At 66.6% G+C, this 12,071-nt stretch carries 8 protein-coding genes and 1 rRNA gene; 5 read left to right on the top strand and 4 right to left on the bottom strand.

Going from position 1 to position 12,071, the window contains the following annotated elements; translation table 11 throughout:
- Positions 1–169 precede the first annotated feature (169 nt).
- The 5 genes from rrf (at position 170) to ACSQ1X_RS20270 (ending at position 6,414) form a co-directional block, all read left to right on the top strand.
- Positions 170–286: ribosomal RNA gene (gene rrf, locus ACSQ1X_RS20290) — 5S ribosomal RNA — on the top strand.
- A 490-nt stretch (positions 287–776) separates the two neighbouring features.
- A complete protein-coding gene (locus tag ACSQ1X_RS20285) occupies positions 777–1,061 on the top strand; it encodes an HU family DNA-binding protein (RefSeq protein ID WP_028271010.1) in 285 nt (94 codons plus the stop codon).
- Positions 1,062–1,184: 123 nt separating this feature from the next.
- Positions 1,185–3,350 (top strand): cytochrome c oxidase assembly protein, encoded by a 2,166-nt coding sequence (locus ACSQ1X_RS20280; RefSeq protein ID WP_436059054.1) that lies wholly within the window; start codon positions 1,185–1,187, stop codon positions 3,348–3,350.
- Positions 3,350–5,353 carry an NHL domain-containing thioredoxin family protein gene (locus ACSQ1X_RS20275; RefSeq protein WP_436059053.1) on the top strand — a complete coding sequence of 668 codons (2,004 nt, stop codon included), beginning with the start codon at positions 3,350–3,352 and terminating at the stop codon, positions 5,351–5,353. Before ACSQ1X_RS20280 ends, ACSQ1X_RS20275 begins: the two co-directional genes overlap by 1 nt.
- 233 nt (positions 5,354–5,586) lie before the next feature.
- Positions 5,587–6,414, top strand: a complete 828-nt coding sequence (locus ACSQ1X_RS20270; RefSeq protein ID WP_436059052.1) for an endonuclease domain-containing protein — start codon at positions 5,587–5,589, stop codon at positions 6,412–6,414.
- 150 nt (positions 6,415–6,564) lie between these two features.
- Here ACSQ1X_RS20270 and ACSQ1X_RS20265 read toward each other — a convergent pair whose 3' ends face one another.
- The 4 genes from ACSQ1X_RS20265 to ACSQ1X_RS20250 form a co-directional block, all read right to left on the bottom strand.
- Positions 6,565–7,557 (bottom strand): hypothetical protein, encoded by a 993-nt coding sequence (locus ACSQ1X_RS20265; RefSeq protein ID WP_200939440.1) that lies wholly within the window; start codon positions 7,555–7,557, stop codon positions 6,565–6,567.
- Between the two features lie 144 nt (positions 7,558–7,701).
- Positions 7,702–9,423, bottom strand: coding sequence for a helicase HerA-like domain-containing protein (locus ACSQ1X_RS20260; protein WP_436059051.1), 1,722 nt, complete (start codon positions 9,421–9,423; stop codon positions 7,702–7,704).
- 9 nt (positions 9,424–9,432) lie between these two features.
- Positions 9,433–9,963 (bottom strand): GNAT family N-acetyltransferase, encoded by a 531-nt coding sequence (locus ACSQ1X_RS20255; RefSeq protein WP_055807131.1) that lies wholly within the window; start codon positions 9,961–9,963, stop codon positions 9,433–9,435.
- Positions 9,951–11,903, bottom strand: a complete 1,953-nt coding sequence (locus ACSQ1X_RS20250; RefSeq protein ID WP_436059050.1) for an FAD/NAD(P)-binding protein — start codon at positions 11,901–11,903, stop codon at positions 9,951–9,953. Before ACSQ1X_RS20250 ends, ACSQ1X_RS20255 begins: the two co-directional genes overlap by 13 nt.
- Positions 11,904–12,071: the final 168 nt, after the last annotated feature.

Raw genomic sequence — 12,071 nt, 5'->3', positions numbered from 1 at the left:
AGATAACAAGACTGCTTGCGTCCACTATGTGGTTCCCAACCAACAAACCCGTTGCGTTCAGGAATCAACAATAAAATAACAACACCACAACTGCCTTCACCGGCAGAACACATGTTGTAACCACAGATTTCCCGCCCCGGACCACACGTCCAGGGCGCGGAGCAAGGGTTACGGCGGTCATAGCGTGGGGGAAACGCCCGGTCCCATTCCGAACCCGGAAGCTAAGACCCACAGCGCCGATGGTACTGCACCCGGGAGGGTGTGGGAGAGTAGGTCACCGCCGGAACACCATTCAGGTCGAGAGCCCCAACCACACGGTTGGGGCTCTCCCGCATTTAAACCACCAAACCCGCACCCCCGCAGACACTCGCCTCCCTTTGCCGGCCCCTCTCCCGGATCCTGGCCCCTTTCCCCCGACCCTCACCCACCACCCGGCAAAACCGGCCAGGAACCCACGCCAACCACCGCCGTCGAACCTCCCCCCAAAGTGCGAGAGCGACGGGGAAAAACCCGCAGGAAGTGAGAGAGCGTCGCCGTGGTGAGTGCGAAAGGTGAGAGAGCGTTCCGTCCCCGTCCCTGCGGGAGCTGCGGCGGCCGTCCGCTGATGGCGAAATACGGGGTCAAAAGGCCTCAAAACCGGTGATTTACCTCAAAAAATGGCGGAAACACGCGGAATTTGCGGACCTGACCGCGGCAAGCTGGTAAGTTTTCGAACAGTGGCTTGTGCGCATGCCGCGTTCAGGCTCCAGAAATCATGACCGTCCAGGAGGACATCAATGGCTAAGAACCGTAGTGAACTTGTTTCAGAGGTAGCAGGCAAGGCCGGCACCAGCCAGGCAGCCGTCAACTCCGTGCTCGATGCACTGTTCGAGGTTTTCGAGACCTCTGTCGCCGCGGGCGAGAAGATCACCATCCCGGGCTGGCTCGCAGTTGAGCGCACCGACCGTGCAGCTCGTACCGGCCGCAACCCGCAGACCGGCGAGACCATCCAGATCGCCGCTGGCCACAGCGTCAAGCTGACCGCTGGCTCCAAGCTGAAGGCTGCTGTCTCCAAGAAGTAGCACCCGGCGTCCAACGCTTGAAAGGGAGCGGCAACCTGAGGGTTGCCGCTCCCTTTGCGTTAACTGGTGTTTGGCGAAACCGGCCGATTCGCGGCGCAGGCACCCGTAGCGGACAATGGATAGGTGCCCTCAGCAGCAAAATCCCGCCCCACCGTTCCGCAGCCTTCCCCCACTCCGGGAAAGACTGGGGCGTCCGGCAGCGTAACGGGCATTTCGCGGGCATGGCAGTTCGCCGGCCTTGCCGCACTCTTCCTGGGACTTGTGGGCGCCCTCCTGTTCTCCGGGGCAGCCGCCGCACGCGAGGTGTCAGATCCAGGGGCACTGATCCGCTGGGGACTGCCCGTCAGCAAAGCCATCCACAACGTCTCGCTGGCCACAGTGATCGGCGGCCTGATTTTCGCCGTAGGCATCCTGCCCCGCAACGCCAACGGATCCCGGTCTAAGGACACTGCCACACCTGAGCATCCGGCGTTCTCCCGTGCCTTGGCCGTGGCTGCTGCTGCAGGCGCTGCGTGGACGCTGTCAGCGATTGCAGTGCTGGTACTGACCTATGCGGATGTGGCCGGCCAGTCCCTCTCCGGGGATGCCGAGTTCACCCGCGCGCTGGTCTACTTCATGACGGACATTGAGACCGGCCGGGCCTGGCTCGCCGTCACCATCGTTGCCGCAATAGTGACCACGGCATTGTTCGGAGTCAGGTCTCTGACGGGCCTGGCCCTCACGCTGGTGTTGTCGCTGGTGGGCATGGTGCCCATCGCCCTCATCGGCCACTCCTCAAGCTCAAGCGACCATGAAGGCGCCATCAACTCGCTGGCCCTGCACCTTGTGGGCGTATCCGCGTGGGTGGGCGGCATCATCATGCTGGCTGTCCTGTCCGGCATCCTGACGGGGGCCAACGCCAGCGCGGGCGCCAAAGCAGCCGGCAAGGCGGACATCACCGAGCCCACGCTCCGCCGCTTCTCCTCCTTGGCCGGATTCGCCTTTGTCCTAGTGTTCGCCTCCGGCGTCATCAACGCGAGCATCCGGATCACCAACTGGCACGACCTTTTCGGATCTGCCTACGGGCAGATGGTGCTTGCCAAGGCCGTCGCCACGCTGATGCTCGGCGGCATCGGCCTCATGCACCGCCAGTGGGTCATCCCGCAGCTGAACCGCAAGGGCGGCGCCCTCTCCTCCCGGCGGGTGCTCTGGCAGCTGGTGATCGCAGAAGTGCTGATCATGGGCGCCACCTCAGGCATCGCCGTCGCCCTTGGCCGTTCCGCCCCGCCGCAGCCGACCACCTTCGCTCCTGACGCCTCGCCGGCGTTCATCCTCTCCGGCTACGAACTGCCGCCTGAGCTGACCCCGGAACGCTGGCTGACAGAGTGGCGTCTGGACTGGCTTTGGATCGCCGTCGCTGCCTTCGGCCTGGTCTCGTATTTCCTCGGCGTGGCAAAGGTCCTTCGCCGGGGCGATAAATGGTCCTGGTTCCGGAGCATCAACTGGGTGATCGGGCTGGTGGTGCTCACCTACGTCACGTCCGGACCGCCGTCGGTCTACGGCCGGGTGCTGTTCTCCGCGCACATGGTGGACCATATGGCGCTGACCATGGTGGCGCCGATCTTCCTGGTGCTTGGCGCGCCCGTGACGCTCGCACTGCGGGCCCTGCCGGCTCGCGGAGACGGCTCGCGGGGCCTGCGTGAATGGCTGCTGCTGTTTGTGCACTCCAAGTTCTCCCAGCTGGTCACCCACCCGCTCTTCGCCGCGGCCAACTTTGCCGGTTCCATCGTGCTTTTCTACTATTCGGATGCGTTCGGCTACGCGATGCGCGACCACGTGGGCCATGAACTCATGAACCTGCACTTCGCCCTTACCGGCTACATCTTCGTCCTGACCATGATCGGCACGGACCCGCTGCCCCGCCGCGCGCCGTACCCCATGCGTCTGTTGCTGCTGCTGGCCACCATGGGCTTCCACGCCTTCTTCGGCGTCGCGATCATGGGCGGCACCAACCTGCTGGCCGCGGACTACTTCGGCAACCTGGGCCGGGCCTGGGGACCCTCCGCGCTGCTGGACCAGCAGATGGGCGGCGCAGTGGCCTGGGGCATCGGCGAAGTACCCACGCTCCTGGTGGCCATCGGCGTCGCCATCATGTGGTCCCGTTCGGATGCACGGGAGTCCAAACGGACCGACCGCGCGGCCGACAGGAATAACGACGCCGATCTCACTGCTTACAACGATATGTTTGCCAAATTGGCTGAACGCGACGCCAAGCTGGCTGAACGCAACTCAAAGCTGGAAGGACGCTGATGAGCGAAACCGTACGCACCCACCTCCGGGTCCGCGCCTCCGAACTGGTGGGCCGTAACTGGCTGAACACCGGCGGGAAATCCCTGGACCTGGAAGCCCTGCGCGGCAAGATCGTGCTCCTGGACTTCTGGACCTTCTGCTGCATCAACTGCCTGCACGTGCTCGATGAGCTGCGCCCGCTGGAAGAGAAGTACTCCGACGTCCTGGTGACGGTGGGCGTGCACTCGCCGAAGTTCGAGCACGAGGCCGACCCCGTCGCCCTCGCCGCCGCCGTGGAGCGCTACGAGATCCACCACCCCGTCCTGGACGACCCCGAGCTGGAGACCTGGAAGGCCTACACGGCCCGCGCCTGGCCCACCCTGGTGGTCATCGACCCCGAGGGCTACATTGTGGCGCACCTGTCCGGCGAAGGCCACGCTGACGGCCTGTCCGTACTGATCCCGGAACTCATCGCCCAGCACGAGGCCAAGGGAACCCTGCACCGGGGCAACGGCCCGTACGTTGCCCCGGAGCCGACGTCGGGCACGTTGCGCTTCCCGGGCAAGGCCCTCTTCCTCCCGGCCGGCCGCGGCACCCGCTCCAACGGGACGTCCGACGGCGCCGCGCCTGACGCCGGCTCCTGGCTCGTCACGGACACGGGCCACCACCGCCTGGTGGAGCTGGACACGGACTTCCACACGGTGCTGCGCACCTACGGTTCCGGAACGAAGGGCTACGCCGACGGCCCCGGCGCCGACGTCGACTCCGTCAAGGCCACCGCACAGTTCAACGAACCGCAGGGCCTTGTCCTGCTGCCGGAAGACGTGGCAGCGAAGACCGGCTACGACGTCGTGATTGCCGACTCCGTCAACCACCGCCTGCGCGGGCTGTCCCTCGCGGACGGAACCGTCACCACGCTCGCCGGCAGCGGCGTGCAGCGCCTGCTCGAGACCGGACCGGCGCGGGTGGACGAGGACGCGGCAGGCTTCACCGGACGACTGAGCGACCATCCCCTGGACGTCGCGCTGAGCTCGCCCTGGGATGTGGTGTGGTCCGCCAAGCTCGACGCCGTGGTGGTGGCCATGGCCGGCGTCCACCAGATCTTCAGCTTGGACCCGGTCTCCGGTGCCGTGTCCATCCTGGCCGGAAACGGGCTCGAAGGCCTGCTTGACGGTCCCGCCCACGAAGCCTGGTTCGCGCAGTCGTCCGGCCTGGCCGAGGACTCCGACGGCAACATCTGGGTGGCTGACTCGGAAACCTCCGCGCTCCGCAAACTGGTAATCGACGACGACGGTACGGTCACCGTGGAATCCGCCGTCGGCAAGGGCCTGTTCGACTTCGGCTTCCGTGACGGGCCGGCCGCCGACGCACGGCTGCAGCACCCGCTCGGCGTCACGGTGCTGCCGGACGGCTCCGTGGCCATCGCCGACACCTACAACGGTGCCGTTCGCCGCTACGATCCCGCCACCGGTACCGTGTCGACGCTCGCCCGCGGGCTCTCGGAGCCGTCCGACGTGATTGTGGACCACACCCACACGGCCGGCTCCGAGCCGCTGCTGGTGGTGGTGGAAGCCAACAAGCACCAGCTGATCTACGTGCCCATCCCCAAGGAAGCGCAGCAGGTGGACGAGGGTGCGGTGCAGACCCACCGGCCCAAGAGCCCCGTAGCCCCAGGAACGCTGGAACTGACCGTGCGCTTCACAGCGCCCACCGGGCAGAAGCTGGACGACCGCTGGGGCGACCCCACGCAGCTGAAGATCTCCTCCACCCCGCCCGAGCTGCTGGTTGCGGGCGGCGGGACATCAGTGGGCCTGCAGCGGACTTTGGAGCTCTCCTCCGAAATCACGGAGGGCGTCCTGCACATCACTGCCCGCGCTGCCGCTTGCGACGGCCCGGAAACGGCCGACGGCGAGATCCCCGACCACGCGGCTTGCCACCTGTACCAGCAGGACTGGGGCATCCCGGTGGTGCTGCAGGCCGACGGCGACACCGAGCTGGTCCTGGACCTCCGCGGCATGGACTGAGGTCCTCCCCAAAGCACTACTGAAGGCTTGCGGCCCGTGACCAGGCGTCACGCGCCGCAGCTTTTTGGCGTCCACGGGCAATTGGCCGCCGCGATTCCGGGACGAAACCGGCGCGGCACTGAGGCGCCGGCCGCAAGAGCTTGCACGGGGTGACGCCGGATGTGGGCGCGGAGATTTCCACATAACCTTGCCCGCGGGTGCTTGGTGACTCCGGCCTTGTGCAGGATGGCGGCATGGATGTGGAGACAGCCCTGGCCGCGTGCGGGGGAGCGGCGCGGCGGCCCGTACTCGCCCGGCTCGGCGTTGACGATGCTGCGCTGCGGCGGGCCGTGAGGGCTGGCGTACGACAGCCTGCCCGGGGGCTCTATGCGCTCCAGACGGCCAACCCGGACACCGTGGGCCTGCTCCTGCGCCGCCAGCTCCTTACCTGTATCAGTGCCGCACCCTTCTATGGGCTGTGGGTGCTGGACTCCTCAGGCCCGGCCCATGTGTATCACCGACGGGGCGATGCGTTCGACGGCGATGTGCCGCACGGCGGCCTGCTGCTGCCACCACACGCCAACATGCCTGTAGCGTCCCTTGGAGACGTCCTGATCCATGCCTTACGGTGTTTGCCGCTGCGGGAGTCGCTGATCATGGTGGAATGTGCCGTGGGACGGGGAGATATGACGGTGGAGTTCCTGCGGCACAGGCTGCCAGGGCGCAGGAACGGGCGTGCCCGCGAGGTCCTGCAGTGGGTGGACCGCGGAGCGGACTCGATGTTGGAAACCCTGGCAAGGACGTGCTTCCGGCAGGCCGGGATCCAGGTCGAAGCCCAGGTCTATATCGACGGCGTCGGTTACGTCGACCTGTTGCTGGAAGGCTGGCTGGTGATCGAGTTGGATGGGCGCCAGCACGGCGAATGGACCCAGGTGAAAAAGGACCAGCGCCGGAACAACCGGTCTGTGGTGCGGGGCTACACAGTGCTTCGTTACTACTACGCGGACGTGGTCCACAGCCCGGGGCGAATGCTGGCCGAAGTTCTCGCGGTTCTTGCCGGGCGCCGTGGTGGCCGGCCCTGAACTGCAGTCACTGGACGCATGCTTTTGAGCCGCTAAGGGATGAAGTTCCGCTGGATTTAGGGCAAGTGTGCTGGGCGGCGGTGTGAAAGTCTGCATGGCGTGACGCACACTGCGACAGCGCACGGCAGCAGCACGGCAGCCGCCGGGAGCCTAGTAGCTGAGGAGCGGGGTGACCCTGATGGTGTCGCCGTCGACGTCCAGACGGGTGGTGAAGCTGAAGTCGTGCTCGACGTCGAGGTCGGTCACGGCGCCGGTGAACAGGTCGGTCTGCTGCGCCTTCAACCGGGCCTTCCCGTCCAGCGGGGCCACCACCCAGCGGCCGCCGAAGGGTTCGATGGATACCTTCGGGTACTCGCTGATGCTCCAGTTGATGGTTCCCAGCGTGACCCGGTTGAACGTGGCGTGGTAGAACGGGCAGTCCGGCTGCAGCTTCTGCTCCTTAACGGCCTCCGCGGCGCAGGTGTCCAGGAATTCCTTGACCTTCGCGCCCACTGCGTCCTTCAGCGCGGAGGTTGCCTGGGTCAGGAGGCTCAGCGGCGCCGTGGGTACGTCCCGTCCGGACACCGTGGCGTGGCTGGCCGGAGCCGAGAAGTATTCACCGTTCAGGCTGGCCTCGTACTCGCCGGGATAAAAGACGGCGAAGGAATTGCGGCCGTTAGGCATGTTCACCGGAATACCGTTGAGGGTGGCCTGGTTGGAGTTGACCACCGTGACTTCCAGAACGGGCAATGTGGCCGGCACGAATGCCCATTTGTTGAAGAAGAGCCATTCGGTGCCGGTTCGCTCCAGCAGGAACTCGGTGCTGAGCCGGCTGCCGTCAATGGTGTATTCCATCGGAACCATGACCTGGTTCCCCGTGCGGTCCTGCGTCTCGCCGAACTTCACGTTCGTCACCCGGGAAGCGGCCGTCTGCAGCGCTGTTCCGTCCAGCATGGCGGCGTCGCTTTCCGGAACGGAGGCACGCAGGAGGCCCAGCGCTTTTTCGCCTTCGCCCTTCTGCAGCGCGTCCAAATATTCACGTACGGGCTGCTCGGGACTCGCTACCGAGGCGTTGACCAGATTCACCGCAACAACGGCTCCGGCGATGGCAAGCATCAGGCCCAGCAGCCACCCGGCTGCGATCCTCACCAACGCTTGACTCATCTGCACGCACCTTACGTTACCGGTAAGGCACGGGAAAGCAGGTGATGAGGCCTCCGCGCATGACGCTGCAGAGCGGCTGTCAGACAGTCCGACGGCGGCTGGCTGGCTCCCGCTGGGGCCCCTGCAGGCACCCCTGCGGAGGTGCTAGCGGCGGCGCCTCGAGGAGGTGCCGAAGACGCCCCGCAGCAACTCCCGGCCCAGCTGCGTACCGAGCGAACGGGCCATGCTCTTGAGACCGCCGCCGAGTGCGCCACCCAGGGCTCCGGCGAGGTCGCCCATCATTCCACCGCCTTGTTCCTGCTGTGCCGGGGGTGCCTGGCGTTCGCTGCTGCGGGGTCGTTCGGGTGCCGGGGCAGGCCTGCTGCTGGGGCGGCCGAGGATTTCCTCCTCGATGCGGCGGGCATCGGCGTCGACCGCTGCCTGGTCCGTTCCCGGAACCGGGCTGCCGGGAACAAAGACGTCCCTGGCCGGAGTGGGCGGCTGGCCGGGGGCAGCCGCGCCGGTGGACGCAGCCTTCGTTCCTGAGATCTTCTCGTAAGCGGACACGTTGTCCACGGCTGTGCCGTATTTGACGAGCAGTGCGGACCCGGCCACGCTGCTCTTGACCAGCTCCTCCGTGCTGGGGCCCATGACCGATTCCGGTGCCCGTAGCCGGGTCAAGGCCACCGGGGTGGGAGCGCCCTTCTCGTTCATCACTGTCACGACGGCTTCGCCGATGCCGGCCGAGGTGAGTGTTTCTTCGAGGTCGTAGTCACTCACCGGGAACGTGGACACGGTGGCTTTCAGGGCCTTGGCGTCTTCCGGGGTGAATGCGCGGAGGGCGTGCTGGATGCGGTTGGCCAGCTGCCCCAGGACATCAGCCGGAACGTCCTTCGGCGTCTGGGTGACGAAGAAGATTCCCACGCCCTTGGACCGGATGAGCCGGACGGTGGTGGTGATGGCCTCCAGGAACGCTTTGGACGCGTCGTTGAACAGCAGGTGGGCTTCGTCGAGGAAGAAGACGAGTTTGGGTTTGTCCAGGTCTCCGGCTTCGGGAAGGTCCTCGAAGAGGTCCGCGAGCAACCACATGAGGAAGGTGGAGAACACCATGGGCTTGGTCTGCAGCGTGGGCAGTTCCAGGCAGGTGACGACGCCGCGTCCGTCCGGGGCCGTGCGCAGCAGCTCGGCGGTGTCGAATTCGGGCTCACCAAAGAAAGCCTCCATGCCCTGGGCCTCGAGGGTCACCAGTTCGCGGAGGATGACGCCGGCGGTCGCCTTGGAAAGGCCGCCCAGCGCTTCAAGTTCGTCCTTGCCCTCGTCCGAAGTGAGGAACTGGATGACCGCCCGGAGATCCTTCAGGTCGATCAGTTCCAGGTTGTTCTTGTCCGCAAAGTGGAAGACCAGCTGCAGGCTGGATTCCTGGGTGTCGTTGAGTTCCAGGATGCGGGAAAGCAGGATCGGGCCGAAGGAAGTGATGGTGGCCCGGACCGGGATGCCGTTGCCGTCACCGCCGAGCGCCAGGAACTCCACCGGAAAAGTCTTGCCCGCCCAGGCCTGGCCGATGCCGTCCGTGCGGGCCTTCAGTTTCTCGCTGCCCGCTGCGGCGGTTGCGAGGCCCGAGAGATCACCTTTGATATCGGCAAGGAACACGGGTACGCCGGCGTTGGAGAGCTGCTCCGCCATCATGTGGAGCGTGACGGTCTTGCCGGTGCCCGTTGCGCCTGCCACCAGGCCGTGCCGGTTCATCATGGAAAGCGGCAGCCGGACGGGGGCATCCATGTGGACTTCACCGTCCACAATCGCGGCTCCCAGCTCGATGGTGGCGCCCTCCAGGGTGTAGCCCTTCTGGATGGTGGCGACTTTATCTGCAGTGGATTTGATGGCCATGCCGACAGCTTAGCCGCGCGGCTCCAAATCTTTGCTGAATGCCAGGAACTTGATGGTTTCGGGATCGGCCGCCAGGTCGAACAGCGGCTCATACCCGGAGTTGAGGTAGAGGTGTTTCGCCTCGGGCTGCCGCGGTCCCGTGGTCAGGTACACCCGGCTGTAGCCGCGGCGGGCGGCGAGGGCTTCAAGCTCGGACAGCACAAACCGGGCCAGTCCGCGGCGGCGGTGGGCCGAGTGTGTCCAGATCCGTTTGAGCTCCGCAGTGTCCGGCCCGTGCCGCCGGAACGCTCCGCCGGCTACGGATTCGCCGTTTTCCTGGACGATCAGCAGGGCACCGCCCGGCGCGGTGAATTCCGCCGCAGGGTAACGGTTGAGTTCTTCGGCGGCCGCTCCCCGGCCGAACAGGTTCCCGTAGCGGGTGTCGTACTCGTGGGCGAGCTCGTCCAGCAGCGGCCGTACCCGGGCGTCGTGCATGGGCAGGCTGAGCACCGTCAGTTCGGACGCCTGCAAAGACGCCGGCGGCTCGGTTAGTTGTTCCATGGCTGAGCCTTTCCCGATACGGCCGGTACAGCCGATGCTTCATCTTCCGCCAGCACGCTAAGGATCCGCCGCGCCAGTGCATCATTCTCACGGAACGGCGCAGCGTTGGTTCCGGGGCGGGCAAAGGCGCCGGCGCCCCAGCCGGAGGTGTTGGGCCCGACGGCGAACAACCTGCGGTTCGGTTCGCCCACCGGGCTGACGAGCTCGCTGGCCGCGGACACCAGCAGCCGGCCGGTTGCATGGAGCCCGTCGGCGGTGAGGACCGTCTGCTCGCTGCCGAATCCTGAGCCGTGCAGGTACCGCAGCAGTGGATTCGCGGAGCCTGCCACTGCCGGGGCGGGCAGCCTGGCCTCGATCAGGGCCTTGGCGGATATCCGCACCCCGCCCCTGACGGACACGGCCACAAACTGCCCCGAGGCCTCATCGGCGCCGACTTCCAGCCCCGGGCCGAGGAACTGCAGCAGCCCTGCCTGGTGGAGTGCCAGCAGCTCCCGCAGCCGCTGTGGCGGAGGGCCGGAGTCCACGAAACTGAAGAACCCGTGCCACCAGCCGTGTACCTCCCGCTGCGACCGCGCGTTCAACCGTTCGGGCGGCACCAGCCGGCCCAGGTCCATGTAGACCTTGAGCAGGGCGATGAACAGCGCCAGCGTCTCCGAGTGGTCAGGGCTGGTGCGCAGCCGGAGGTCGTGCTCGATGTAGGCTGCCACGGCCTCCTGTACGTCATGGCGGCCAGCGAAGTCACGTCCGGCGAGCGGCTGGTCCAGCTTCTCGAAGTCCAGGTGGAACTCAGTGTCCGGCACCGACTCGAGCACCAGCCGTTCGCGTTCGGGGCTGTACCAGTCCAGTGCGGCGAAACGGTCCGAAAATTCGTCCCAGCCGATGACCACGCGTTCCGGGTAGCCCGTGAAGAGCTCCCGGTAGTAGCCGTAGCCCGCGTCCTTGGCGATCAACGGCCAGAGGTGGGCGCGGAAATCCAGCTCCCCGTGCTGCGCCAGCAATTCCTGCACGGCAGCGGCGGTAAAGAACTGTGGCGCATCTGCCGGCTCGTCGCGGAGGGCGGAGGAAATCTTGGAATGGTACGGAACCCCGCGCCGCGAACCCGCCCAAAGCCGCGGTTCCGCGCCGGATGCAACGTACGCCAGAGCGCCGTCGGGCGTTTCCTCGAACCGGCCGCCCCGGCCTTCGGTCAGCAGGACCACCAGGTCCACGAACGCCAGCCCCATGCCCGAGACGATCACGTCCTGGCCGGGGGCCAGCGCTGAATAGTCGACGTCGGTGGTGTAGCTGGGTGCGGCGTGGAACCCGCCGTGCCGGGCCGCGAAGCCGGCGAAACCCGCGGACGCATCGTCCGGCAGTGAATCGGTGTGGCCAAGGGCGGAAACCACGACGTCGGCGTCAACAGTCCCGCCGCCGGCGAGCCTGACACGGTACGCGCCGGTGCCGTCGTCGCCGTCGGAATCGATCCGTACCGCAGTGTCCCGGTGGACAGTGACTGCGACGTCGGGGCCCAGCGCGGAAACCGCCCGGCGGAAGAACCACTCAAGGTAGACGCTCTGCAGCTGGCGGGTGGGAAACGTGGCGCCGGTCAGGGCGCGCAGCTGGCGTTGCAGTTCCGGGGGGAGCGGGGGAACGTCGGTGATGCTGCCGTCCAGGACGCCGGCAGCCCAACCGTCGAGTCCGGGGCCGTCGGCGGCGGGACCCTCGCACGTTACGGAGGCATCGGTGAACATGGTGATGTCCGCTGCCGCGGAGTTGAGCAGCAGGCCGGGGTGCTGGTCATAGCGCCAGATCCTGCCGGAGCCGGGAACGTGGGGCTCGATGACATTGACGGCCAGCGGGCGGGCAAACAGCTCCGGCCGGTTGGCCGCGAGGCGTTCCAGGACGCCCGCCGTCCGGGGACCGCCGCCCACAAAGGCCACGGTAGGGATGTTCGCTGGCACGGCTGGGCTCCTGTTCAGGCGGGGTGGTCCGGGACCGGGGTTTTCGCCTCATGCTAGGCAGCCCGGCAGACCGCGGTCGAGGCTCGGGTCACGGCCGTTCACGCCGCGTAACAGCGCGTAAATCCGCGCAAGAAAACGACTCATGACGCCGTGAGAACCTCCGTGAAG

It is taken from the genome of Arthrobacter sp. LjRoot78, assembly GCF_964254335.1.
Classification (GTDB): Bacteria; Actinomycetota; Actinomycetes; order Actinomycetales; family Micrococcaceae; genus Arthrobacter.
Note: the sequence above shows the minus strand (reverse complement) of the source record. Positions and strands in the feature narration are given on the sequence as shown.